The organism is Kribbella sp. NPDC020701, from assembly GCF_055562215.1.
On record NZ_JBVHFT010000006.1, the window covers coordinates 249,299 to 274,018 of the forward strand.

A 24,720-nucleotide genomic window follows, 5' to 3' on the forward strand; every position below is an offset into this window, starting at 1 on the left:
AGGACTACCGGAGGAGACGGCGTGGGCGGGACCAAGGTCAGGCAACGGGGTGGCGCCGCGGTGGTGTTGACGGCGTTGGCGTTGGTGGCCGGGTGCTCCGACGACGCGCCGGCTTCGCAGACTACGTCCGCGCCGACCAGCTCTACGACGGCCGGCGGGCAGGTGTCGGTGAAGCTGGCGGTGGCTTCGACTGTGGCGACGGGGATCGAGGTGCCATGGGGGCTGGCGTTTCTGCCTGACAAGACTGCTCTGGTGGCGGAGCGGGACTCGGGGAAGGTGAAGCGGATCGCCGACGGGCAGGTGAGTGACGTCGGCGAGGTGGATGACGTGAACGCATCCTCCGAGGGTGGGCTGCTGGGGTTGGCCGTCGATCCTGGGTATCCGGGGCGTCCGTACATCTACGCGTACTACTCCGGCGGCGACGACAACCGGATCGCCCGGATCACGTACCAGGACGGTCGGCTGTCCGACCAGCAGGTGATCCTCGAGGGGATCCCGGCCGCCGCGATTCACAACGGCGGCCGGCTGCGGTTCGGCCCCGACGGGTATCTGTACGCCGGGACCGGCGACGGCGCGGATCGGCCCAACTCGCAGGACGACGGGTCGCTGGGCGGGAAGATCCTGCGCATCACCACCGAAGGGAAGGCCGCGCCGGGTAACCCGGACGGACGTGTCTGGATCACCAAGGGCCACCGGAACGTGCAGGGCCTCGCGTTCGACGGCAGCCAGTTGTACGCCGCCGAGTTCGGCCAGAACACGTGGGACGAGCTGAACGCGATCACGCCCGGCGCCAACTACGGCTGGCCGGCCGCCGAGGGGATCAGCGAGCTGGACGGGATGACCGACCCGATCGCCCAGTGGCACACCTCCGACGCCTCGCCGTCCGGGATCGCGTTCGCCCAGGGGCACGTCTTCATGGCGTCGCTGCGGGGTCAGCGGCTCTGGGCGATTCCCGTTGCCAATGGCAAGCGAGTCGGCGAGCCGCAAGCGTTTTTCACCAATCAGTACGGGCGATTGCGCACCGTCGAGGTGGCGCCGGACGGCTCGCTGTGGCTGACCACGTCGAACACCGACGGCCGCGGTGACACCCGGGACGGCGACGACCGGACCCTCCGCGTGACGATCAGCCGCTGAGTGCCAACCGTTTAGAACCTTTGGCCGTCTGGTACTTGTGGGGAGAACCCCATGACGACCAGAGGAGGAGATTGGTATGCGGACCGGCCAGGCGCCCGTTGTCCCCAGCAGTGTGATCGCTTCGGTGAGCAGCTTCGAGGATGCTCAGCGGACGGTCGGGTACCTGCGAAGTTACGGGATGGACGCGCGGAGCCTGGAGGTGGTCGGCGCCGAACTCCGGCAGGCGGAGAGACATCAGGTCATCCCGGTCGCGCGACTCACCGGCGTCGGGGCGCTCCAGGGCGCGCTGCTCGGCGTACTCGCGGCGGTCTTCATCACGCTCGTCGCCGAGACCACGCTGACCGGCCTGGCCGTCGTCGTGTGGGGCTTCGTGTACGGCGTTCTGATCGGCGGGCTGTGGGGGTTGTTCCGGGGACTCGTCCGGAACCGGCCCGACGCGATCACGACCGAGGTCGTACCAACCCACTTCGAGGTCCGCTGCCCACCCGAGGAACTGTCGGTGGCCCAGACCCTGCTCGCGGACGCCACGGATCTCGATGACGGCCGCGTCGAGCGCGAGGTCATCGCAGAGGCACCCCAGAAGGACGCGGCCTAAAACTGAGCCGGGCCCAGGCGCATCGCCTGGGCCCGGCGTCAGCTGTCAGATACCGAGCTTGGCGTTCAGGAGCTCGCGGACCTTGGCCGCGTCCGCCTGACCGCGCATGTCCTTCATCACCGCGCCGATCAGCGCGCCGGCGGCGGCCGGCTTCCCGGCGTTGACCTTCTCGACCACGTCCGGGTTGGCCGCGATCGCCCGGTCGATCGCCTCGATCAGCGCCGAGTCGTCCGAGACCAAGGCCAGACCGCGCTTCTCGATGATCTCGGCCGGCGTGCCCTCACCCTTGATCAGTCCGTCGAAGACCTGCCGCGCGAGCTTGTCGTTCAGCGAACCCTCGTCGACCAGCTTCTGCACCTCGGCGACCTCGGCCGGACCGACGCCGAGCGCCTCGAGCTCCTGGCCCGACTCGTTCGCCGCGCGGGCCAGCTCACCCAGCCACCACTTCTTCGCCGCGGCCGGCGTGACCCCGAGCTCGACGGTCGCCACGATCGGCTCCAGCGCGTTGCCGTTGATGACGTCGCGCATCTCCAGGTCGGTGAAACCCCACTCCTCCTGCAGCCGGACCCGGCGCAGCGAAGGCGCCTCCGGCAACGAAGCACGGATCTCCTCGACCCACTCGCGGGACGGGGCGACCGGGACCAGGTCGGGCTCCGGGAAGTACCGGTAGTCGTCGGCGTCGGACTTCTCCCGGCCGGACGTGGTGATGCCGGTGTCCTCGTGCCAGTGCCGGGTCTCCTGCAGGACCTTGCCGCCGGACGACAGCACCGCCGCCTGCCGGGTGATCTCGTACGTGATCGCGCGCTCGACCGAGCGGAACGAGTTCACGTTCTTGGTCTCGGTCCGGGTGCCCAGCGCCGACGAACCGTGCGGCTTCAGCGACACGTTGGCGTCGCAGCGCAGCGAGCCCTGGTCCATCCGGACGTCGGAGACACCCAACGCGAGCAACAGGTCGCGCAGCATGCTCACGTACGCCCGCGCCACCGCCGCGGCCTTCTCCGGCGGAACCTCGATCGTCTTGGTGACGATCTCGATCAGCGGGATACCGGCCCGGTTGTAGTCGACCAGCGAGTGCGAGGCGCCGTGGATCCGGCCGGTCGCGCCACCGACGTGGGTGGACTTGCCGGTGTCCTCCTCCATGTGGGCGCGCTCGATCTCGATGCGATAGGTCTCGCCATCGACGACCACTTCGGTCCACCCGTTGTACGCGATCGGCTCGTCGTACTGGGAGGTCTGGAAGTTCTTCGGCATGTCCGGGTAGAAGTAGTTCTTCCGGGCGAACCGGCACCACTCCGCGATTTCGCAGTTCAGCGCCAGGCCGATCTTGATCGCGGACTCGACGGCGCGCCGGTTGACCACCGGCAGGGCGCCGGGCAGACCGAGGCAGACCGGGCAGGTCTGGGTGTTCGGCGGCGCGCCGAACTCGGTCGGGCAGCCGCAGAACATCTTCGACCTGGTGTTCAGCTCGACGTGGACCTCGAGGCCCATCACCGGGTCGTACTGCGCCAGGGCGTCGTCGATCTCGAGGACGGCGTCAGTTGTCGCGGTGGTCATCGGGTCACCTCCAGCTCCGGAGCCTTGGTCATCAGCACGCCGCCCCACTGCTCGGCCAGCGCGGACTCCAGCGCGGCGCCGACGGTGTAGCACAGGTCGTCACGCATCACCGGGGCCATCACATGGAAGCCGACCGGCATGCCGTCCTCGTCGGCCAGGCCGCACGGGAACGACCCGGCCGCGTTGCCGGCCAGGTTGGACGGGATCGTGCAGAGGTCGTTCTTGTACATCGCGATCGGGTCGTCGATCCGGTCGCCGATCGCGAACGCCGTCGTCGGCGTCGCGGGCGAGACCAGCACGTCGACCTGCTCGTAGGCCTTCGCGAAGTCGCGGGCGATCAGCGTCCGCACCTTCTGCGCCTGCCCGTAGTAGGCGTCGTAGTACCCCGCCGACAGGGCGTGCGTGCCGAGGATGATGCGGCGCTTCACCTCGGCGCCGAAGCCGGCCTCGCGGGTCAGGCTGGTCACCTTCTCCGCGCTGTTCGTGCCGTCGTCGCCGACGCGCAGTCCGTACCGCATCGCGTCGAACTTGGCCAGGTTCGACGAGGCCTCGCTCGGCAGGATCAGGTAGTACGCCGGCAGCGCGTACTCGAAGTGCGGGCAGGAGACCTCGACCACCTCGGCGCCGAGCTTGGTGAGCAGCTCGACCGCCTCGTGGAAGCGCGCCTCGACACCCGGCTGGTACCCCTCGCCGCCGAGCTCCTTGACCACGCCGATCCGCAGGCCCGCGACGTCACCGTTGCGCGCCGCCTCGACGACGGCCGGGACCGGCTGGTTGATCGACGTCGAGTCCATCGGGTCGTACCCGGCGATCGCCTCGTGCAGCAGCGCCGCGTCCAGCGTCGTCCGCGCACACGGACCGGGCGTGTCCAGGCTCGAGGCAAGTGCGATCAGTCCGTATCGCGAAGTCCCGCCGTACGTCGGCTTGACGCCGACCGTGCCGGTGAACGCACCGGGCTGCCGGATCGAGCCGCCGGTGTCGGTGCCGATCGCCAGCGGCGCCTCGTACGCCGAGATCGCGGCCGACGACCCACCGCCGGAACCACCGGGGATCCGGCTCAGATCCCACGGGTTGTGGGTGGTGCCGTACGCCGAGTTCTCAGTGGAGGAGCCCATCGCGAACTCGTCCATGTTGGTCTTGCCGAGGATGACGATCCCGGCCGCCTTCAACCGCTTGACGACCGTCGAGTCGTACGGCGGCTTCCAGCCCTCGAGGATCTTCGAGCCGGCCGTGGTCGGCACGTCCTGCTGGGTCAGCACGTCCTTCAGCGCCAGCGGGACACCGGCCAGCGGGCCGAGCTGCTCGCCCGCGGCACGCTTCGCATCCACGGCGGCGGCCTGCGCCAGCGCGCCCTCGGTGTCGACGTGCAGGAACGCGTGCACGTCACCATCGACCGCAGCGATCCGGTCAAGGTGCGCCTGGGTGATCTCCACCGAGCTGGCCTGGCCGGACGTCATCAACTCCGCGAGCTCGGCCGCGGTCTTCCTGATCAGCTCGCTCATCAGTCCTCCTCCAGGATCCGCGGCACCCGGAATCGCTGCTCCTCCGCGGCCGGCGCGCCGGACAGCGCCTGCTCCGGCGTGAGGCACGGGACGTTCTCGTCCGCGCGCATCACGTTGGTCAGCGGCAGGGCGTGCGAGGTCGGCGGGATGTCGTCCGCGGCCACCTGGCTGACCTGCCCGACCAGGGTGATGATCTGGTCGAGCTGTGGCGCGAGGTGGTCGAGCTCGTCATCGCTGAGCTCGATCCGCGCCAGTCGCGCCAGGTGCGCGACCTCTTCGCGGGTAATCGATGGCATGAACTGATCCAATGTCTGCAAGTAGCCGAGTGAGAAACACAGAGAGGTTCTCGGTGTAACGCGAGCCATCCTAGTGGGCAGCCATGACGGTCGCGTTTCCTCATCCCCGGTCCCTGTGGACAACGCTCTGTGCTCAAGTGTCGAGAGGGCCGGGCGTGTCTTCGCGTTCCGCTCTGTAACATTGGCGGCGACAGGGTGTTATACGCATGGTGATCGGCTGGGAGATGATCGTTCGGTGTTTCTGCTGCGATTGATCATCCCGGACCGGCCCGGTTCGCTGGGCACTGTGGCGACCGCCCTCGGTGAAGTGAACGCCGACATCCACGCCATCGAGATCGTCGAGCACCGGCGCGAGAACGGCACCGCCGTCGACGACATCGTGGTCGACCTGCCGCAAGGCGTCCTGCCCGACCGCCTCGTCTCGGCGTGCAACGGCGTACCGGACGTCGAAGTGATCTGGTTCTCCCGGTACGGCGCCGGCGGCGGACTGCACATGGATCTGGAAGCCGTCGAGCAGATGACGTCGGCTCCGACCGACGCGATCGACATCCTGGTCGAGCAGTCACCGGCCGTGCTGCATGCCGACTGGGCCGCACTGCTGGACGGCACCGGCAGCGAGGTGAAGGTGGCGCTGGAGACCAGCGCCACTCCCGAGTTCGGCGATATGGCGAAACGCTGGCTGCCGATGGACAAGGCGACGACGCTGGAGGCCCCGGAGCACAAGGGCCTGTCCGAGTCCGTGCTGGTCGCGGCCCCGCTGGAGTCCGAGCGCCGGATCCTGGTCATCGGCCGCCGCGGCGGCCCCGAGTTCCTCGGCTCCGAGGTAGCCCGCCTGAGCTACCTCGCCTCCCTGGCCGTCACCATCCGCGCCACCGCCTGACCCACGGACGCCGTACAAGCAGGAAGCCCCCGCTCCAGCGAGCGGGGGCTTCCTGCGTGTGGTTCTAGGTGAACTGGAAGTAGGCGAGGACCCAGAGGCCGGCGATGACCAGGAGGACGACGACGCCGACCAGGACCACGATCAGGATCGCCTGGCTGTTGCTGCCGTTGCCGTCCGGGAGGTCGAACTGGGTGGGCCCCCAGGCGCCGCCGCCGTCGACGCGCTGGACCGCCTCGGGCGGTGGTGCGACCACCGTCCGCGACTCCCGCTTCTCCCGGGGGAACTTCATCCGGTCTCCTGACCTCGACTCGACTCAGACGAAGAACGTCTCGTAGGAGATGTTGATCCGCTGCGAGGAGTACCCGTCCGTGGCGTTGCCGGTGATCTCGACCCGCCATCCGGCCACATAGGAAGCGTACGACTTCCCGTCACTGTGCGCCTGGATGTACGACTTCAGCGCCGCGATATCCCCGCCCGTGAGTGCGCCGAACGCGTCGTTCACCGCGGCCGGAAGGGCCTTCTTCACGTCCGCCGGGTCACCCGAGGCGCTCATCTCGATCTGCTTGATGCCCTCGCCCTCGCTGGCGTAGAAGTACACCCGCTGCGAGCCGTACTTGCCGACCTGCTTGCTGCAGGAGCTCGTGCAGACGTACTGCTTGGCCTTCAGCCTGGTGACCATCTGCGGCTCGGTCGTGTCGAAGGTCTTCCTCGGCAGGTCGAGCGAGTCCATTCCGGACTTGCCGCCGGACAGCTCCAGGGTGTCGCCGTCGTTGCGCAGCTGGAACTCGCCCCAGGTGCTGCCGACCTTCTGCGACTTCTGCCCGTTCTTGACCGCGGTCTGGATCTGCTTGACCTGGTCGCCGCCGAAGGTGTCGTTGCCGAGCGCCTGCAGCTCCGCGTCGAAGGTGACCGCGGCGTTGTTGACGTTGTCCTCGTTCTGCGAGGTCAGCTGGACACCGATGATCGTGCCGTCGGCCTGGAACTGGAAGACCGCCTCGGCCTCGGTGGCACCTTCGTACTTGAAGCAGCCGCGGTGCGCGCCTTGAGCGGTGTTGAACAGGTCGCTGCAGCCGTACCCGATGCCCTGCAGCTTCTCGGTGGCGGTCTTCGCCTGACCGGTCGCGTTGCCGAGCTCGCCGTTGTTGTTGTCCCCGCCGTTGCTCGGGTTGCCGGTCGGCTGCTGGGAGGTGGTCGGATTCGACTCGGGCTCGTCGTCACCGCCGAAGGCGTGGATGCCGAGGAACACGAGCAGGCCGATCAGGATGATGCCGACCACACCGCCGCCGATGACCAGCGGCAGCTTCTCCTTGCTGATGCCGCCGGGACCCTTGGAGCCGCCAGGACCACCCTGCTGCCACTGGGGCTGACCAGGCTGTCCTTGCTGCTGGTGCCAGCCACCTGGCTGCTGACCCTGCTGGCCCCACGACTGCTGCTGGTACGGGCCGCCTTGCTGCTGCGCAGTGCGCTGACCCCAACCGCCCTGAGCAGGCTGGCCCTGCCCCGGCTGGCCCTGAGGCTGACCCGGTCGGTCCTGCAGGCCGGGGCCGGTCTGCGGCGGCCGGCCCTGCTGCGGCCGCGCCGGCGGCTGTCCCCAACCGCCCTGCTGAGGCGGCTGCCCCTGCGGCCGGCCCTGCTGAGGGGGCTGACCCTGCTGAGGAGGCTGACCGTGCGGAGGCCGGCCTTGCTGCGGCGGCTGCTGTGGGTGCTGACCCCAGCCTCCACCACCCTGGCCCGGAGGAGGCTGCTGGCCCCAGCCGCCTTGTCCTCCCTGTCCCCCCTGCTGCCCGCCTGGCTGGCCCCCCGGCTGCCCAGGACCCCACGGTCCTTGCGGCGGCGTCGTCATATTCGCTCCTTCTTGACCCACATGTAGACGTGCAAAGTTAACAGTCCGACGGCTCAGCACAGCCTTCGGATCCACGCCGTACGACGACGTGGCGGCGATCACCCGACGCGGGAGCTACGCGTCTCCGGGCTCCGGCCTGGTGGCGACCTCGGACGCGGCGTCGGCGCCCTGGTCGAGCAGCACCTGGAAGCCGGCCCCGTCCAGGATCGGCACGCCCAGCTGGACTGCTTTGTCGTACTTCGATCCCGGCGAGTCGCCCACGACGACGAAGGAAGTCTTCTTCGAGACCGAGGACGCCGCCTTGCCACCACGCGACACGATCGCCTCGGTGGCCTCGTCGCGGCTGAAGCCTTCGACCGTCCCGGTCACGACGATCGACAGGCCGCTCAGGGTCTGCGGCACGATCGGTCCGGTGCGCTCCTCGCGGAGCTGGACGCCGGCCGCCTTCCACTTGTCGACGATCGCCTGGTGCCAGTCGATCTCGAACCACTCGATCACGGCGTGCGCGATGGTCGGGCCGACGCCCTCGATCTCCGAGAGCTCCTCCTCGCTCGCCGCGCGGATCTGCTCGATGTCGTCGTACACCGCTGCCAGCGCCTGCGCGGCGGTCGGGCCGACGTGCCGGATGGACAGCGCGACCAGGCCGCGCGACAGCGGCTGGGTCTTGGCTTGCTCCAGGTTCGTCAGCAGGCGCAGCGCGTTCGCAGACAGCGATCCGGCCTTGGTGGTGAAGAACGAACTCCGGGCCAGGGCCTCCTCGGTCAGCCCGAACAGGTCGCCCTCGTCCGTGATCAGCCCGTCGACGATCAGCGCGTCGGCGCCCTTGAATCCGAGCGCCTCGATGTCGAACGCCGACCGCCCCGCCAGATGGAACAACCGCTCCCGCAGCTGCGCCGGGCAGGACTTCGTGTTCGGGCAGCGGATGTCGACGTCGCCTTCCTTCATCGGGCGCAGCGTCGTCCCGCAGGAGGGACATTTGGTCGGCATCACGAACTCGTGGGCGTCGTCCGGCCGCAGGTCGATCACCGGGCCGAGGATCTCCGGAATCACGTCACCGGCCTTGCGCAGGACCACGGTGTCGCCGATCCACACGCCCTTGCGCTTCACCTCCGACGCGTTGTGCAGGGTCGCGAACTCGACCGTCGACCCGGCCACCCGGACCGGCTCCATCCGTCCGTACGGCGTGACGCGGCCGGTGCGGCCGACGTTCACCTCGATGTCGAGGAGCTTGGTGGTGACCTCTTCCGGCGGGTACTTGTACGCGATCGCCCAGCGTGGTGCGCTCGAGGTCGACCCGAGCGCGCGTTGCAGGTCGACCTCGTCCACCTTCACCACGACACCGTCGATCTCGTGGTCGACGGAGTGCCGGTTCTCGCCGTAGTACGCGATGAACTCGTTGACCTGGTCGAGCGTCTCGACCTTGCGGGCGCGGTCGCTGGTCGGCAGTCCCCAAGCCTTCAGCTGGTCGTACGCCTCGGACAAGCGGCCGATGTGGAAGCCGTCAACGCGGCCCAGGCCGTGGACTACGAAGCGCAGCGGGCGGGTCGCGGACACCCGGGGGTCCTTCTGCCGCAGCGATCCGGCGGCGCTGTTGCGCGGGTTGGAGAACGGGTCCTTGCCCGCCTCGACCAGCTGCGCGTTCAGCTCCTCGAAGTCCTCGACGCGGAAGTAGACCTCGCCGCGGACCTCCAGGAAGGACGGGTGGTCCTTGCCGTCCAGCTCGTTCGGGATGCTCTTGATCGTGCGGACGTTGGGCGTCACGTCCTCGCCGGTACGGCCGTCGCCGCGGGTGGCGCCGCTGACCAGCTTGCCGTCTTGGTAGACCAGGTCGAGCGCGAGTCCGTCGACCTTCAGCTCGCACAGGAAGCCGCTGTCGTGGATCTGCTGGAGGGTGACCTCGCGCTCCAGTCGCTTGGCCCAAGCCTCCATCTGCTCGGCGGAGAACGCGTTGCCGAGGCTCTCCATCCGCATCGGGTGCTGCACCGGGGTGAACAGGGTGGAGATCGGGATGCCGACCTTCTGCGTCGGCGAGTCCGGCGTACGGAGCTCGTTGTACTGCTCCTCGATCGCCTGCAGCTCGTGCATCAGCGCGTCGAAATCCGCGTCCGAGATGATCGAGGAGGCAAGGTAGTACCGCACCCGGTGGTCCTCGATCTCCTTGCTCAAGGCGGCATGCCGCTCACGCACCTCAGGCGGCGCGGCAGGCTGATCAGCAGCAGTCGTCTCCGGAATCTCGGTGCTCATGAGGTGAATTTACAGCCGACCACCGACGTTTCAGCGCAGAAAGACGCCGCCCTCGGGGGGTGGTGGGCTGGGTCAGGCGTCGGCGGCTTCGCCTACGGCGTCTACTACTCGGCGGAGGAGGTCCAGGCGGGCTCTGGCGTCGGAGGGTGACGGGGAGGCGGCGAGCCCGCAGGCGGGGGTGATGACTACCTGTTTCAACAGCTCCGGGTCGAGGCCGAGTTCGCGCCAGCGGCGGATCAAGGGACCTGCTGCCTGTTCGGGGTTGGGGATGGCGCCAGTGGTGGGGACCACGCCGGCGTAGAGCGTCGTACCGGCCTCGGCGGCGATGGCGATCTGGTCCCAGGCGGCGGTGCCCAGCAGGGAGACGTCGACGGCCACCCCGGTGGCGCCGGACTTGGTGAAGACCTCGATGGGCGGCCGCGCGGCGCAGCAGTGGATCACTGTGGGTGCCGCAGTCGTCACCAGACTCAGGAGCTCCACCGCACCCGGACCGTCCACGGACCGGTGTTTGCCCCAACCGGATGCGGTCGGCACGGCCCCAGCCAGCACAGCAGGCAGCCCCGGCTCATCGATCTGTACGACGAGCTCCGCCCCGGGCACCCGCCGTCGTACCTCGGCCACATGCTCGCCCAGCCCCAACGCCAGCGCCTCAGCCAGGTCCCGCCGCGCACCATGGTCCGCAAGCACCTTGTCACCGCGCGGCAGCTCAACAGTCGACGCAAGAGTCCACGGACCGGTCAACTGCACCTTCAGCGGCCCGGCGTACCCGTCCGCCAACTCCTCGAGCACATCCAGGTCCTCAGCGAGCAACGACCGCGCCCGCCGCTGATCCAGACTCGCCCGCGGATCACTCCCCCCGGTCAACCGCCAACCGGCCGGCTGTAGGTCCGCGGCCAGCTCGGCGAGTACGGCAATCGCCCGGCTGAGCATGTCGCCGTACGGACGCGCCGGCAGCTCAGCCAGGAACGGAATGTCAACCGCCTCGAGCAGAACCTTCGTCCACTCACGGATGTCATCACCCGGCAGCGAACCGAGACCGGTCGTGGTCATGGGGCCTCCCGGCCTGGACTGAGGAGCGCAGGGAGCGAAGCGACCGGAGCGACGAGGGAAGGCCGGGAGCCGAGGCCCCATGACCCCGCCGGCGCCGAAGGCCCGGCCAAAAGCACTGTCATGCGTGTTGTGCCGCGACACGCGCGACCGTGTCGATCGTTGCCGATCCGATCACGCGGGTTCCGTCGTACAGCACCACGGCCTGACCGGGCGCGACCGCGGACGTCGGCTCGTCGAAGTCGACCGAGACGAGGTCGCCCTCGATGCGCGCGGTGACCGCGACCTCGTCGCCGTGCGCGCGCAGCTGGGCCTTCACCTGCAGCTCCGACGTCGGCGCCGGACCGCACCAGCGCGGCTTCGACGCGGTCAGCCGCGAGACCGCCAGCTCGTCGCGCGATCCCACAGTCACCGTGCGGTCGACCGGGCTGATGTCCAGCACGAACCGCGGCTTGCCGTCGGCGGCCGGCGTACCGATCCGCAGGCCTTTGCGCTGACCGACGGTGAACCCGTGCGTGCCCTTGTGCTCGCCCAGCTTGTTGCCCTGCGCATCGACGATGTCCCCCGGAGCCTCACCGAGCTGCTCGCTCAGGAAGCCCGGGGTGTTGCCGTCGGCAATGAAGCAGATGTCGTGACTGTCCGGCTTGGCCGCCACCGAGAGCCCGCGCCGCTCGGCCTCTTCGCGCACCTCGGTCTTCACCGTGTCGCCGAGCGGGAAGAACGCGTGCTTCAACTGTGCCTGCGTGAGCACCCCGAGCACGTACGACTGGTCCTTGGCCGGATCGACAGCCCGGTGCAGCTCCCGGCCGGAAGGCGTGTCCACGATCCGCGCATAGTGCCCGGTCGCGACCGCGTCGAAGTCGAGCGCGAGAGCCCGCTCCAGTACGGCGCTGAACTTCACCTTCTCGTTGCACCGCAGGCACGGGTTCGGCGTACGGCCGGCGGCGTACTCGCTGACGAAGTCCTCGACCACGTCGGCGTGGAACCGCTCGGCCAGGTCCCAGATGTAGAACGGGATGCCGATCACATCCGCGGCCCGGCGGGCGTCGCGGGAGTCCTCGATCGTGCAGCAGCCGCGCGCGCCACTGCGATACGACTGCGGGTTGCGGCTCAGCGCCAGGTGCACTCCGACCACGTCGTGCCCGGCTTCGGCCATCCGCGCCGCCGCGACGGCGGAGTCGACCCCGCCGGACATGGCTGCGAGTACCCGCATCAGTTGTTCCTTCCCACGTTCTGCAGACCGGCGGACTTCGCCCGCTCCACCACCGGTCCGATGTTGTCCAGTACGGCGTCGACGTCGGCGCGGGTGCTGGTGTGTCCGAGGGTGAATCGGAGCGACCCGCGCGCCCGCTGGTCGTCGTACCCCATGGCCAGCAGCACATGGCTGGGCTCGGCGACCCCGGCGTTGCACGCGGACCCGGTGGAGACCTCGATCCCGCGTGCGTCGAGCAACAGCAGGAGCGAGTCGCCCTCGCAGCCGCTGAAGGACAAGTGTGCGTTACCGGGCAAGCGGCCCACCGGGTCACCCGACAGTTCGGCGCCCTCGACCGTGCCGACCACACCGGCGATCAGGGCGTCCCGCAGCTCGGTCAACCGCCGCGCCTCGTCGGCCTGATGCTTGATCGCGTGCTCAGCGGCGACCGCGAATCCAGCGGTCGCGGGCGCGTCCAGTGTGCCGGACCGGACGTCGCGCTCCTGCCCACCACCATGCAGGATCGGCGTCAGCTTCGTCTCCTTGTGGACGACCAGCGCACCGATTCCGTACGGACCACCGAGCTTGTGCGCGGACACGGTCATCGCGTCCACCCCCAGCTCCGCGAAGTCCACCGGCACCTGCCCGATCGCCTGGACGGCGTCGGTGTGTACGGGTACGTCGTACTCCTGGGCGATCGCCGCGATCTCACGCACCGGCTGGAGCGTGCCCACCTCGTTGTTCGCCATCATCAACGTGACGAACGACACGGACTCGGGATCGCTTTCGACAGCCCGGCGTACGTCGTCCGGCCGCACCCGCCCGAGCTCGTCGACCGGCAGCCACTCGATCTCCGCGCCCTCGTGCTGGGCCAGCCAGACGGCCGGGTCGAGGACGGCGTGGTGCTCGATGCCGCTCAGCAGGATCCGGCGCCGGCGCGGGTTCTCGGCCAGGCGTGCCCACCACAGGCCCTTCAGTGCGAGGTTGTCCGCCTCGGTGCCGCCGGAGGTGAAGACGATCTCACTCGGCTGCGCCCCGAGCGCCGCAGCGATGGTCTCGCGCGATTCCTCCACCGTCCGCCGGGCGCACCGGCCGGAGCCGTGCAGGGACGACGCATTGCCGGTTCGCGCGAGGTGATAGGTCATCGCCTCGATCGCAGCCGGGAGCATAGGAGTCGTCGCCGCGTGGTCCAGATACACCGTGCGGCGCTCGGAAGGAGTCATAACGGTTTCAAGGGTATGTCCGCCGCCCTTGTTCCCGCGCATCGAGGCTCAGCGGCCGGACAGCAGCCTGAGCGTACGAGCGTGCTCGAAAGCGGCCCCGATCCGCTCGAACCGGGCCGCCGCCTTCGTCAGCAGACCCTCGTCCCGGTTCAGGCGCCCCCTGGCTCGCAGCAGTACGGCGTCCGACCAGGCGTTCTCCGTCACCGCGCGTTCGACGTACTGCTCGGCGTCGTGAAAGCCGGCCACGACCGCCAACTCGGCCCCGGCGGCGCGCGCGTACGGGACCCACCATGGCTCGGGGAACTCCGCGAAAGCCCGTTCGACTGCCTGTGCCACGGTTGCCGTGGCAGTGCCCGACTCGAGGCCGTGGAGGGTCAGGCGGGCGTCGACGAAGGCAGCGGCCGACGCCAGCCACGGAGCGTCCGCCGCATCGTCCACACGGGAGATCTCGAGGGCGCGAGCCTGCCAGACCGCTTCCTGGCCGGTGCCGAGCAGTCCGTGGGCCAGGGCGGCGGTGGACGCGGCCGAGGCCATCCAGGCGTGCGGTGGGCAGCCGGCCGCACGCCAGCCGGTCCACATCACGTCCGCCGCCCGCACTGCCTCGTCGAGCAGTCCGCTGAGGGCGAAGGCGCGCACCTTCCGCGGAGCGGTGATGAACGGATGGCCGTGCGTCGGGTCGTCGGTGAGCCGGGCCAGGCGGACCGCCTCGGTCAGCTCACCGACGGCAACGGCTGTGGTGGAGGCGACGTGGAAGGCATCGACGATCTCCGCGACCGCCCGGGGGTCGTGCTCGGGCAGCTCGGCTGCCAGAGCCATCCGCTCCTCGGCTGCCCGGCGGGCGTCGTGGAAGCGCAGCACACCGGCGACGGCGGTGCTGTACGCATCCAGCGCGTTCATGGTGGCGAGCGGATCCCCAGACTGCCGTGCCGCTGTGACGGCGTCCTCAGCGGGCTGGATCTCACCACGGTGAGCCCAGGCTCGGCCGATGCGAACCGACACCGTGTCGGCGTCCGCCGCGAGCAGGCTGGCTCCGCGGTCAGCCGGCAGGGGTGGTTCGACCTCGTAGCGGTTCAGGATCATGACCGCCTGGGCCTGGGCCTCCTGCTGGAGCTCATGGTTGTTCTCCGCCGCGGCACGGTCCGCCGCACGCAACATGAGGTGGTAGGACTCCGTGCCGTCCGCAACGACCAGGGCCGCGTCGGATGCGTCGCGCAGATCGTCATACAGCTCGGCAGCATCGGCTGCGTGTGCTGCGGCGGTGAGGTAGTGGTCGTGCGCTTCGACGAACCGCTTCCGGGCGAACGTCAGATGAGCCACTCTGCGCGCCAACCGGCGTACGTCGGGGCTCGGGCGGCTGATGGCAGCACGCAGGTCCGATGTGACCCGGTCGAACTCGGACTGCCAGTCATCACCGTCTTCCAGCCGGGCCTCCAGGTCCGCAGCCGTGCTGTCGGCCCAGGCCAGATGCAGTACCGCGACCTCGTCGTACTCACCGGATCGGTCGAGCGCGTCCAGTGCGAAGACACGGACCGTCTCCAGCATGCGCCACCTGCTCGTACCGGCCTCGTGGCTTCGGTGCAGCAGGCTCTTGTCGGTCAGTCGACCCAGGAGGTCGCTCAGCTCGGCCGTCGTACTGCCGGGCGTCACACCGGTCGCAGCACTCAGGTCGAACCCACCGACGAACACTCCGAGCCGCCGGAACAGCGTGCGCTCGTCGTCGTCCAGCAGGTCGTAGCTCCAGCCGATCACCTGTGCCAGCGAGTGATGCCGTTCGTTCGGCCCTCGCCCGCCGGCCAGCAACCGCAGGCGGTCATCGAGCGCCGCCAGCAAGCCGTCCGGTCCCAGCGAGCCTGCTCGCGCGGCCGCCAGCTCGATCGCCAGCGGTACGCCGTCCAGCTCGGCACACACCTTCTCCGCGAGGAGCCCGTCGTCAGCCAACTCCGGTGCGACCAGTGCGGCGCGGTCACGGAACAGCTGCTCTGCCTCAGCGCCCAGCGGAAGCGGGCCGAGCTGCAGCGGACGCTCGCCCGGCACACCGAGCCGTTCGCGGCTGGTCGCGAGTACGGCGGTCTCTGGCGCGTTGGTGAGGATCCGGGCGACCAGGCTGCCCACGTCCTCCACTACGTGCTCGCAGTTGTCCAGCACGAGCAGAGTCCGGCCCCGCTTGAGGCGTTCGAGCACGGCGTCGACGACGGTCTGGGGCGGCTGCTCTCGCACCTGGAGTGCTTCGGCGACCGCGGCCACGACGAACCCAGCTCGTACTGGAGCCAGGTCGACGACGGCGCCGCCGTACGGGTAGTTGTCTCCGACCTCTGCCGCGACGCGCAGTGCCAGCCGGGTCTTGCCGACGCCACCGGGGCCGAGCAGGCTCACCAGGCGGTTGCTTGTCAGTGCTGCGAGCAGTTCGCTGCGGTCCTGCTCGCGGCCGACGAAGCTCGTGTTGGGGCCGGTTGGTGTGCTGAACCCCTGTGTGGTGGTGACTCCGGCCAGTTTGGTCAGTTCGTGGCGGTCTGCGACGCCGTACTTGCGCAGTAGTGCGGAGACATGGCTCTCGACCGTGCGGATGCTGATGTGCAACTGCCGAGCGATCTGCGCGTTGGACCGGTCGCCGGCCAGTGCGGCCAGGACCTCGGCCTCCCGCGCGGACACCTCCTTCGGACCAGCCATCCGCCCATCATGCCGTTTCAGTGGTGCTTCAGTGGCGGCCACGGAAGACTTTCCGTACCGCCGGACCGCACTGTGGTGTGATGACACAGGAGATCCTCGACCAGCGCGCAGCCGCGGTCATCGAAGCCAACAAGTACATGACCTTGGGTACGGTCGACGCCGACGGCCTCCCGTGGGTCACTCCGGTCTACTTCACCCCGGACGGCCACGCCGACTTCTACTGGGCGTCGTCGCCGGAAGCCCTGCATTCGAAGAACATCGCGACGACCCCGGACGTGAGCATCGCGATCTTCGACTCGAGCGTCCGCATCGGCGGCGCCTCAGCCGTCTACTTCCGAGCCAGGGCCTCGCTGGTCCCCGACGAGGAAGTCGAAGCCTGCGCCACCCTCTACACCTCCCGCTACCCAGAGCTCCGCGCGTACGGCGTCGACGAACTCCGCTCCCCCGCCGACCTCCGCCTCTACCGAGCCCACGCCACCGCCCACTGGCTCCTCGTCCGCGGCAGCGACCCCGACTACGGCACGGGGATCGACTCCCGCCGCCCGGTCTGGGCTAGCTGAGGTTGCGGACTCGCTCGGTCCACGAGTGGTTGGGGTGTAGGCGCTCGATCATGTCGGCGAGCCAGGTACGGCGATCCGGGGTGAGAAGTGGGAGTGCGGCGGCGAGGTCGCGCTCGTCCTTCGGGCGCGTCTGCCCCGCCTTGTAGGCGAGGTTCCGGATTGAGGTAGCGGATGCCGTCCGCGACCCAGGTGATGTCTTCGAGGGCGAAGTCGAGGGTGAGATCGCGGCGGAAGATCCAGCGGCCGTCGCGGTCGGGGTTGGGTTGGAGGTCGAACTCCCACGGGGCCAGCGCATGCCGGCGCAGCCAGATCTGCGGGGCGTCTTCCGGCTGCTCCGGACGTTCGTCGGTCAGCGGTTGCAGTCGGCCGCCTGCGTTGGACCACAGGTCGTAGCGGTCCTTGAGGTGGAGCCGCAGCTTCTCGATGTCGCGGCGCCAGAGGGATACGTCGACGTCTTCGTGCTCCCGGCGTACGCCGGTGAACGCTTCGATCGCCCACCCGCCATTGATCCACCAGTCGCCGTCGTACCCGTCCATCAGTTGGCGAGCGTCCCCCGGAGTGGACACCTTCCACGGTCCGAACAAGCGCTGGAACTTGAGATCTTCCGGGTTCAGCCCCTCCGGATACCCGTCCATCAGTCCCTCCAACTGCTGTGGTGGGTCCAGCCGATCACCTCGGCAGCACGGCTGGAGTCGAAGAGCGACGTCGTACCTGGCAGGTCGCCGTGGACCACCGTGTCGGGTGAGTAGCGGGCCAGGAGGTCGGTGGTCGGCTGGTGCATCCCGGTGTCTTCGGCCGCGATGACGAGTGCCTCGTAGCGTTCGGCGGCTGGTCTGGGGTTGAGCGACAGGACGCACGCGCGGGCGGCTTCGGCGAGGTCGACGTACCCCCAGAGGTTGCGGCGGTTGTCCTCGGGTGCGGCCTCGGCGATGTACTGGCGTACTTCGTCGGGGGCGAGGATCCAGTGGAAGCGCAGCGCGGTGACCTGCATGCCGCGACGCGCGTACATCTGTCCCATGCGCTCGAGGATGTCCTTCGTCAGCGCGTACGGATCGACGTACCGCAACGCGGTCTCTTCATCGATCGGCACGTCCGATACGCCGATCTCCTCCGGCGACCACGCGGTCCCGTAGATCGACCCGCTGGACGCAAGCACAGCAGTCCGGATGCCCTGCGCCCACGCCTCTTCCAGCGCATTGAACGTCGTGATCGCATTCGCCTCGAGCAGCCGCACCGGCTCGATATTCTCCGGACTAGCGATCCCAGCACAATGCACGACCGCATCCACCCCCTCAAGCGACCGCGCGACCGCCCCGCGATCCCTCACATCAACACCCCCCGCCCCCACCACATCAGCCTCAACCACCGCATGCCCCTCGGCCCGCAACTGCCGACAGACCTCACTCCCCAACTTCCCCTTGGCCCCACTAACCCAGATCCGCACCCGCCGATGCTAGCCACGAAATCAGCTCTCCCCAGCCAGGGTGAGCGATTCCACCGTGGTCCTGCGAGCTCGGCTCCGGAGGTGGGCTCGTCGGAGGTGGAGTGCTGGGCGGCTGGTGGGTAATGGGTGGGGCGATGGGATGGGAACGCCCGGCTCGGGAGGGGTGCCGAGCCGGGCGGGACCGGGGTGAGCCGGGTTGTTGGAACCCCATCTGGTTTGTCGGGATGCCCAGGGTTCGGGCGGGTGGGTTAGGACTTGCGGTTGGTTACGTCTTGGGTGGCGGTGGGGAGGACCTTGTGGAGGTCTCCTACTACGCCGAAGTCGACCAGTTCGAAGATGGGGGCTTCTTCGTCCTTGTTGATGGCGACGATGGTCTTCGAGGTTTGCATGCCGGCTCGGTGCTGGATGGCGCCGGAGATGCCGGCCGCGACGTAGAGCTGCGGGGAGACGGTCTTGCCGGTCTGGCCTACCTGGTAGGCGTGCGGGTACCAACCCGAGTCGACGGCGGCGCGGGAGGCGCCGACGGCTGCGCCGAGGGAGTCGGCGAAGGCTTCGATCGGGCCGAAATCGCCGCCGGTGCCACGGCCGCCGGAGACGATGATCGCGGCCTCGGTGAGCTCCGGGCGGCCGGTGGCCTCGCGCGGCTTGGAGTCCGTGATGCGGGCGGTCTTCGCGGCGTCGGAGATCGACACGTCGAACTCCTCCACCTCAGGCGACGTCTCGGCGGCCTCGGGGGTGGCGGCGTTCGGCTTGACGGTGATGATCGGCGTGCCGTGAGTGACCTTGGCCTGGACGGTGAAGTTGCCCGCGAACACGGATTGAGTCGTGACCGGGCTGCTGCCGTCATCAGCCAGGACGTCGACGGCGTCGGTGATCAGGCCGGAGTCGAGCTTGACCGCCAGCCGGGCGGCGATCTCCTTGCCCTCGGCGTTCGACGAGATCAGGATCGCGGACGGCTCGATCTTCGCCGCGACCTGCTGCAGCGCCTCGGCCTTCGGAGCCACCAGGTACTGCGCCAGGTCCGGGTTGGTCAGCGCGATCACCTTGGTAGCGCCGTACTGACCCAGCGCCGGGAGCGCGTCCTGCACGCCGTCGCCGATGTAGACGGCGACCGGCTCGCCGAGCCGGCGCGCGATGGTGAGGAGCTCCGCGGTGGTCTTGCGGACCGTGCCGCCGGTGTGGTCAACGAGAACCAGAACGTTCGACATGAACTGATCGCCCCTCAGAGGAACTTGTTGGTGGACAGGAACTCGACAAGTTGATGAGCACCGCTACCGGCGGGGTCAGAATCACTGTCGGTGACGATCGTGCCGGCGCTGCGCGGCGGACGGGCGGTCACCTCGACCACCTCGGTCCACGCGCTCGCGCCACCCACCTGGTCGGCGGACAGCTCCAGGTCGGCCAGCGACCAGGTCTCGACCGGCTTCTTCTTGGCCGCCATGATCCCCTTGAACGACGGGTACCGCGGCTCGTTGGCCTGGTCGGACACCGACAGCACCAGCGGCAGCGTGCCCTCGATCGTCTCGCTCGCGGTGTCGCCGTCGCGGCGGATCCGGACGGTCTGCCCGTCGACGGTCACCTCCGAGCCGAGCGTCACGGCCGGCAGGCCGAGCCGCTCCGACACCATCGCCGGCACGACCCCCATCCCGCCGTCGGTCGAACCCATCCCGAACACGACCAGATCCGCTTCCAACCGCGCCAGCGCCTTCGACAGGATCAGCGAGGTCGCGACCGCGTCCGAACCATGAATCGCGTCGTCGAGAACGTGGACACCGGCGTCGGCACCCATCTGCAGACCCTTCTTCACCGCATCCGCAGCCTGCTCCGGACCCACGGTCAAGACGGTCACCACAGTGTCAGCAGGGTCACCGTCCCGCTCTTTGACGGTCAGAGCGGTCTCGACGGCGTACTCGTCCAGCTCGGACAGCAGCCCGTCGACACCGGCACGGTCCACCGTGTTGTCCTCCGAGCGGAAGCGACGGTCCGCGGTGGCATCCGGCACGAATTTCGCGCAGACGACGATCTTCATAGCGTGTAGGACCCCTTCTGGTTAACGGTCTCTCCCAGCCTGCCACGGATGTTACTCACGGGAAACATAAGCCACGTGCGAGTCCCATCACAGTCCGGCCGAGCACGAGGCAGCACTAGGCTGACTCAGGTGACCGAGACGTTACCGCTTACCGGGGAGAGAACGGCGCCTGGGATCTGGCACGAGAACTACTGGTTCGCGCGCCACGACGCCGCCTATCGCTGGATCACGGCGAATCTGGCGATCATGCGGACCGGCCGGGTCCTCGACGCCGGCTGCGGCGAGGGCTACGGCGCGGAGCTGATCCGCCTGGCGGGGGCGGACTCCGTGACCGGTCTCGACTATGAAGATACGACGTTGCGCCACGTCAGCCGGGCTTATCCACAGATCAATCTGGTGCGGGGCAATCTCGTCCAGACCGGCTTCGCCGATCACACCTTCGACGTCGTCACCTCGCTGCAGACGATCGAGCATCTCTGGGAGCAGCCCAGGTTCGTCTTCGAGTGCGCGCGCATCCTCCGACGGCACGGCACGCTGATCCTGAGTACGCCGAACCGACCGACCTTCCCGAGCGGGAACTGGTACCACACCCGCGAACTGACCGCCTCCGAGTTCGTCGAGTTGGTCGAACCGGCGTTCGACATCACGCACGCGCTCGGTCTTCACCACGGCAAGCGCCTGCGGACTTGGGAGGCGCAGTACGGCTCGGCCGTGACTGCTCAGCTGGCGGCCGAGCACGACGAGTGGGACGAGAACCTGGCCGGTCTCGTACGAAGCACGACGTACGCCGATTTCGAGATTCGTCCAGACCGTGGTGATCTGGACGAATCTCTCGACCTCATCCTCGTCGCGAGACCTAAGGACGCACGAAGCGCTCGATGATCTTGCCGGCGATCAGGTAGACCAGCGCCGCGATCCCCCAGTTCACCAGCAGGGTGTTCTTCGCGGTCTCGAGCCGGAACAGGTCCTTGAACGGCCCGACCAGGTCGTGCCCGCGCTCCAGGATCCAGCGCACGATCTCGTTGCTCTGGTTGGTCTGGTCGAGCGCGGTGAACAGCGCGCCGAGCGCCAGTACGGCGGCCGCCAGCACCGCGATCAGCCAGATCAGCGAGGCGATCAGGTTGCGCACCTTCCGCACACCCGAACCCACCGAGGTCAGCGCCTGCTTGCCCTTGCCCGAGCCCGCGGCAGCCGCGCCCTTCGCAGGTTTGTTGCCCGCGGCACCGGTCCGGATCCCCGCGGTCACCGCCGGCGTCGCCGCCGGATCCTTGCCCACAGCACCCTTCGCGGCGCCCGTCGCGGCAGCGGCATCCTGCGCGGTGCCTGGTGCGGCAACCTCCGAGCCGGCCGCACCGCTACCGGCCGGGGTCTCGGCCGCAGCCTTCTCCCGGGCCCGCTGTTCCGCGACGATCTCCGCCGCCGTCTTCGGCCGCGCGGTCTTCGTCGCAGTCGCCGTCCCCACAGTGGCCGGCGTCTCCGCGCCGGCCTCCGGGGCCCCGCCGGCCTGGTCGGCTTCGGCGGCCGTCGCCTTCTCGTCCTGCGTACCCACGTCGTCCATCTCCTCAGCCGGGGTCGGTTCCTCGTCCGTCACCGGGGCCGGAGCCGGCGGTCTCCTCCGCCGGCTGACCGGGACCGGGCGCGGCGACAACCTGCGCCGGGCGCCCGGGATCGGGGCCGGTGCCGCTGTCCTGCCGTCCACTGCCTGCACCTCTGGGTCCAACCTACGATTCACGCCCACATCCGGATCATTCGTTTGATGCACTGGTTCCAACGTAGCGCTCCCCGGCTCCGACACGATCGGAGCCGGGCCGACCGCGCGGGCCTTCGCCTGCGTGATCGAACCGTCGGCCGCGGCCTGGTCGAGCAGGGACCGGTCGGGACCGGTCTGGTCAGCCACGCTGCGTCTCCTCTCCGACGGTCAGCCGGTCGTGGGCGTCCAACCGGTCGTGCGGGCCATAGTGCCCGACTGGTGAGTAACTTGAGAACCCCTCATCGTTCTCATTTTCACCATCTGCTTCTACCTCATCACTCCCGGCTTCCTCCGGTACGACGCTCCGCTCGGGGGTCGTCGCCTTCTCGGGAGCCGGCTCGCCGGCGTGCAGGCGGGCAGTGGTGCGGTCGTTGGCCTCGGCCAGGCCGGCCAGGTAGGCGCGCCGGGTGGCACCGGCCGCGTACCGGGTAGTGCGGTCGCCAACGACCACGGCCGGCACCCCGGCGGCGATCGCGTACGCCGGAATGTTGCCACGGGCAACGCTGTTGGCGCCGATCACCACGCCCCGGCCGATGTCGGCGCCGCGCGTCACGGTCACCTTCGTGGCCAGCCAGCAGTCCGGCCCGATCCGGACCGGCGACTTCACCAGGCCCTGGTCCTTGATCGGCAGCTCGAGGTCCTCGGTCTTGTGGTCGAAGTCGCAGATGTAGGTCCAGTCCGCGATCAGCGTGGACGCACCGATCTCGATGTCCAGGTAGCAGTTCACCGTGACACTGCGGGCGAACACCACCTTGTCGCCGATCCGCAGCGTCCCCTCGTGCGCGCGCAGGCGGGTCTCGTCACCGAGATGAACCCACTTGCCGAGCACGATCCGGCCGTGACCGGGCCGCGCCACGATCTCCAGGTGCTTGCCCAGGAAAACGAATCCCTCGGTGATCACGTGGGGGTGGCGCAGCTTGAACCAGGCGAATCGCCAGTAACGCTTGAGGTAGTACGGCGTCCACGCTCGATGGCGCACCACCCAGCCCAGATTCGCCGCGGTCAGTAACCGCATCAGAACACCCTACTGCGCGACACCCGTGATCGAGACGTTGTAGTACAGCTCATCAGGTACGACGGCCGACAGCACCTTGTCCACCTTCGACAGCTGCAACCACGACTTGTACGCGAACATCCGCCACCCGAACCCGAGCTTCTGCTCCGGTACGGCGGCCTCGAACGTCCGGATCGGCCACCCGACCCACGCCGCCAACAGCTCCTCGGTGACAGTCCGTACGTCGACCGCCCCCGCGCGACCGGCCATCCGGGCCAGCGTGTCCGGGTCGAACGTGTGCAGGTCGACCACCGCTTCCAGAGCCGCCGCCCGGGAGGACTCGTCCAGCTCCTCCTGCGAACGACGCCACTCGGTCAACGCCGGCAGCTTGGTCACCTTCGTCGTCGCCCACCAGGTGAACCGGGACAACCGTCGCGCCACGTAGTCGCCGTACCGCGTGGGTTCGCCGCAGATCACGAACCGGCCGCCCGGCTTGAGGACGCGGAGCATCTCGCGGAAGGCGAGCTCGACGTCCGGGATGTGGTGGATCACGGCGTGCCCGATGACGAGGTCGAAGGTGTCGTCGTCGTACGGCAGCTTCTCCGCGTCCGCGACCCGGCCCTCGACCGCGAAGCCGAGCGTGGCGGCGTTCTTCTTCGCCGCCTCGACCATGCCGGGCGAGAGGTCGGTGACATGCGCCTCGTCGAGCACTCCGGCCAGCTTGAGGTTCAACGTGAAGAAACCGGTGCCGGCGCCGATCTCCAGCGACTTGCCGTAGGGCCGGCCCGTCGACCCGGCGATCGCGGTGAAGCGGTCGCGGGCGTAGGTGACGCAGCGTTCGTCGTACGAGATCGACCACTTCTCGTCGTACGTCGAGGCCTCCCAGTCGTGGTAGAGGACCTGGGCGAGCTTGTTGTCGTTCCAGGCTGCCTCGACCTCTTCGGCGGTGGCTGCCGGCTTCTCAGCGGAGGTGGTCATCAAATTCCCTTGAACTCGGCCTTGCCCGGGCCGCTCTCGACGAAGGACTTCATCCCGATCGCACGGTCCTCGGTCGCGAACAGCGCGGCGAACTGCTGCCGCTCGATCTCCAGGCCGGTCTGCAGATCCACGCCCAGCCCGGAGTCGATCGCCTCCTTGGCGGCGCGCAGCGCCAGCGCGGCACCGCGGGAGAACTGCGAGGCCCACGCAACTGCCGCCGAGTAGACGTCGGCGGCCGGTACGACCTTGTCGACCAGACCGATCGCGAGCGACTCGGCGGCATCGACGAAGCGGCCGGTGTAGATCAGGTCCTTGGCCTTGGACGCCCCGACGAGCCGGGACAGCCGCTGCGTGCCGCCGGCGCCCGGGATGATGCCGAGCAGGATCTCCGGCTGGCCGAGCTTGGCGTCCTCGGCGGCGATCCGGTAGTCGGCGCACAGGGCCAGCTCGCAGCCACCGCCGAGCGCGTACCCGGTGATGGCGGCAACGGTCGGCTTCGGGATCGCGGCGACCGCGGACAGGGAGGACTGCAGCGGGCCGGAGCGCTTGACCATGTCGGCGTACGACATGTCGGCCATCTCCTTGATGTCCGCACCGGCCGCGAACACCTTCTCGCCGCCGTAGATCACCACCGCACGGACCTCGTCCGACGCGGTCGCCTCGAGGGCGGCGGCCCGGATCTCCTCCTGCACCTGAACGTTCAGGGCGTTCATCTTCGGCCGATCCAGCCGAATCGTGCCGACACCGTCACTCACGGTGAGGTTCACGAACTCGCCCATGCCTGGCTC

24 protein-coding genes are annotated in these 24,720 nt (G+C 68.9%); 6 read left to right on the top strand and 18 right to left on the bottom strand.

From position 1 onward, the window contains the following. The first annotated feature begins 21 nt into the window (after positions 1–21). The gene (locus ACZ3HV_RS16770) at positions 22–1,134 is read left to right on the top strand and encodes a PQQ-dependent sugar dehydrogenase (RefSeq protein WP_465685185.1); all 1,113 of its coding nucleotides are present in this window, start codon (positions 22–24) and stop codon (positions 1,132–1,134) included. 76 nt (positions 1,135–1,210) lie between these two features. Then, positions 1,211–1,729 carry a general stress protein gene (locus ACZ3HV_RS16775; protein WP_465685187.1) on the top strand — a complete coding sequence of 173 codons (519 nt, stop codon included), beginning with the start codon at positions 1,211–1,213 and terminating at the stop codon, positions 1,727–1,729. A 45-nt stretch (positions 1,730–1,774) separates the two neighbouring features. Here ACZ3HV_RS16775 and gatB read toward each other — a convergent pair whose 3' ends face one another. The 3 genes from gatB to gatC are packed head-to-tail and all read right to left on the bottom strand — an operon-like array spanning position 1,775 to position 5,081. Beyond that, on the bottom strand, positions 1,775–3,283 hold the full coding sequence (gene gatB, locus ACZ3HV_RS16780) for an Asp-tRNA(Asn)/Glu-tRNA(Gln) amidotransferase subunit GatB (RefSeq protein ID WP_465685188.1): 1,509 nt from the start codon (positions 3,281–3,283) through the stop codon (positions 1,775–1,777). Then, on the bottom strand, positions 3,280–4,785 hold the full coding sequence (gene gatA / locus ACZ3HV_RS16785; protein ID WP_465685190.1) for an Asp-tRNA(Asn)/Glu-tRNA(Gln) amidotransferase subunit GatA: 1,506 nt from the start codon (positions 4,783–4,785) through the stop codon (positions 3,280–3,282). The genes gatB and gatA overlap by 4 nt, the downstream gene beginning before the upstream one ends. Continuing rightward, on the bottom strand, positions 4,785–5,081 hold the full coding sequence (gene gatC, locus ACZ3HV_RS16790) for an Asp-tRNA(Asn)/Glu-tRNA(Gln) amidotransferase subunit GatC (protein ID WP_130387521.1): 297 nt from the start codon (positions 5,079–5,081) through the stop codon (positions 4,785–4,787). Before gatC ends, gatA begins: the two co-directional genes overlap by 1 nt. A gap of 235 nt (positions 5,082–5,316) precedes the next feature. On the opposite strand from gatC, the gene ACZ3HV_RS16795 reads away from it, so the two are divergent. Beyond that, positions 5,317–5,961: an ACT domain-containing protein gene (locus ACZ3HV_RS16795; RefSeq protein ID WP_360378428.1), complete on the top strand. Its 645-nt coding sequence runs from the start codon at positions 5,317–5,319 to the stop codon at positions 5,959–5,961. Positions 5,962–6,025: 64 nt separating this feature from the next. Here ACZ3HV_RS16795 and ACZ3HV_RS16800 read toward each other — a convergent pair whose 3' ends face one another. After that, a complete protein-coding gene (locus ACZ3HV_RS16800; RefSeq protein WP_465685193.1) occupies positions 6,026–6,250 on the bottom strand; it encodes a hypothetical protein in 225 nt (74 codons plus the stop codon). Between the two features lie 24 nt (positions 6,251–6,274). Beyond that, on the bottom strand, positions 6,275–7,237 hold the full coding sequence (locus ACZ3HV_RS16805) for a hypothetical protein (protein ID WP_465685195.1): 963 nt from the start codon (positions 7,235–7,237) through the stop codon (positions 6,275–6,277). On the opposite strand from ACZ3HV_RS16805, the gene ACZ3HV_RS16810 reads away from it, so the two are divergent. Next, positions 7,190–7,831 carry a hypothetical protein gene (locus ACZ3HV_RS16810; RefSeq protein WP_465685197.1) on the top strand — a complete coding sequence of 214 codons (642 nt, stop codon included), beginning with the start codon at positions 7,190–7,192 and terminating at the stop codon, positions 7,829–7,831. The two genes, ACZ3HV_RS16805 and ACZ3HV_RS16810, sit on opposite strands and share 48 nt — an antisense overlap. Before the next feature lie 87 nt (positions 7,832–7,918). Here ACZ3HV_RS16810 and ligA read toward each other — a convergent pair whose 3' ends face one another. From ligA to ACZ3HV_RS16835, 5 genes are all read right to left on the bottom strand, one after another. Beyond that, positions 7,919–10,048, bottom strand: coding sequence for an NAD-dependent DNA ligase LigA (gene ligA, locus ACZ3HV_RS16815; protein ID WP_465685199.1), 2,130 nt, complete (start codon positions 10,046–10,048; stop codon positions 7,919–7,921). Between the two features lie 72 nt (positions 10,049–10,120). Then, positions 10,121–11,098: a uroporphyrinogen decarboxylase/cobalamine-independent methonine synthase family protein gene (locus ACZ3HV_RS16820; protein ID WP_465685201.1), complete on the bottom strand. Its 978-nt coding sequence runs from the start codon at positions 11,096–11,098 to the stop codon at positions 10,121–10,123. Between the two features lie 118 nt (positions 11,099–11,216). After that, the gene (gene mnmA, locus ACZ3HV_RS16825) at positions 11,217–12,308 is read right to left on the bottom strand and encodes a tRNA 2-thiouridine(34) synthase MnmA (protein ID WP_465685203.1); all 1,092 of its coding nucleotides are present in this window, start codon (positions 12,306–12,308) and stop codon (positions 11,217–11,219) included. Continuing rightward, positions 12,308–13,510 carry a cysteine desulfurase family protein gene (locus ACZ3HV_RS16830; protein ID WP_465685205.1) on the bottom strand — a complete coding sequence of 401 codons (1,203 nt, stop codon included), beginning with the start codon at positions 13,508–13,510 and terminating at the stop codon, positions 12,308–12,310. Before ACZ3HV_RS16830 ends, mnmA begins: the two co-directional genes overlap by 1 nt. A 48-nt stretch (positions 13,511–13,558) precedes the next feature. Continuing rightward, positions 13,559–16,177 (bottom strand): ATP-binding protein, encoded by a 2,619-nt coding sequence (locus ACZ3HV_RS16835; RefSeq protein ID WP_465685206.1) that lies wholly within the window; start codon positions 16,175–16,177, stop codon positions 13,559–13,561. A gap of 80 nt (positions 16,178–16,257) precedes the next feature. Here ACZ3HV_RS16835 and ACZ3HV_RS16840 point away from each other — a divergent pair, with 80 nt between their 5' ends. After that, positions 16,258–16,737, top strand: coding sequence for a pyridoxamine 5'-phosphate oxidase family protein (locus tag ACZ3HV_RS16840; RefSeq protein WP_465685208.1), 480 nt, complete (start codon positions 16,258–16,260; stop codon positions 16,735–16,737). Here ACZ3HV_RS16840 and ACZ3HV_RS16845 read toward each other — a convergent pair. From ACZ3HV_RS16845 to ACZ3HV_RS16860, 4 genes are all read right to left on the bottom strand, one after another. Continuing rightward, entirely contained in the window at positions 16,692–17,372 is a 681-nt protein-coding gene (locus ACZ3HV_RS16845; RefSeq protein ID WP_465685210.1) for a nucleotidyltransferase domain-containing protein, read from the bottom strand. The genes ACZ3HV_RS16840 and ACZ3HV_RS16845 overlap by 46 nt on opposite strands. Continuing rightward, entirely contained in the window at positions 17,372–18,181 is an 810-nt protein-coding gene (locus ACZ3HV_RS16850; protein WP_465685212.1) for an NAD-dependent epimerase/dehydratase family protein, read from the bottom strand. Before ACZ3HV_RS16850 ends, ACZ3HV_RS16845 begins: the two co-directional genes overlap by 1 nt. Before the next feature lie 248 nt (positions 18,182–18,429). Then, positions 18,430–19,389, bottom strand: coding sequence for an electron transfer flavoprotein subunit alpha/FixB family protein (locus tag ACZ3HV_RS16855; RefSeq protein WP_465685214.1), 960 nt, complete (start codon positions 19,387–19,389; stop codon positions 18,430–18,432). A 14-nt stretch (positions 19,390–19,403) separates the two neighbouring features. Beyond that, a complete protein-coding gene (locus ACZ3HV_RS16860) occupies positions 19,404–20,210 on the bottom strand; it encodes an electron transfer flavoprotein subunit beta/FixA family protein (protein WP_465685216.1) in 807 nt (268 codons plus the stop codon). Between the two features lie 129 nt (positions 20,211–20,339). Between ACZ3HV_RS16860 and ACZ3HV_RS16865 the strand changes: the two genes are divergently transcribed. Then, positions 20,340–21,092 (top strand): class I SAM-dependent methyltransferase, encoded by a 753-nt coding sequence (locus ACZ3HV_RS16865; RefSeq protein WP_465685218.1) that lies wholly within the window; start codon positions 20,340–20,342, stop codon positions 21,090–21,092. On the opposite strand, the gene ACZ3HV_RS16870 is transcribed toward ACZ3HV_RS16865, so the two are convergent. From ACZ3HV_RS16870 to ACZ3HV_RS16885, 4 genes are read right to left on the bottom strand one after another with little or no spacing between them, the layout of a single operon-like run. Continuing rightward, entirely contained in the window at positions 21,067–22,107 is a 1,041-nt protein-coding gene (locus ACZ3HV_RS16870) for a hypothetical protein (protein WP_465685220.1), read from the bottom strand. The genes ACZ3HV_RS16865 and ACZ3HV_RS16870 overlap by 26 nt on opposite strands. Then, positions 22,100–22,975: an acyltransferase gene (locus ACZ3HV_RS16875; protein ID WP_465685222.1), complete on the bottom strand. Its 876-nt coding sequence runs from the start codon at positions 22,973–22,975 to the stop codon at positions 22,100–22,102. Before ACZ3HV_RS16875 ends, ACZ3HV_RS16870 begins: the two co-directional genes overlap by 8 nt. Before the next feature lie 9 nt (positions 22,976–22,984). Further along, positions 22,985–23,932, bottom strand: a complete 948-nt coding sequence (locus ACZ3HV_RS16880) for a class I SAM-dependent methyltransferase (protein ID WP_465685224.1) — start codon at positions 23,930–23,932, stop codon at positions 22,985–22,987. Continuing rightward, positions 23,932–24,711 carry an enoyl-CoA hydratase/isomerase family protein gene (locus ACZ3HV_RS16885; protein WP_465685226.1) on the bottom strand — a complete coding sequence of 260 codons (780 nt, stop codon included), beginning with the start codon at positions 24,709–24,711 and terminating at the stop codon, positions 23,932–23,934. Before ACZ3HV_RS16885 ends, ACZ3HV_RS16880 begins: the two co-directional genes overlap by 1 nt. Positions 24,712–24,720 lie beyond the last annotated feature (9 nt).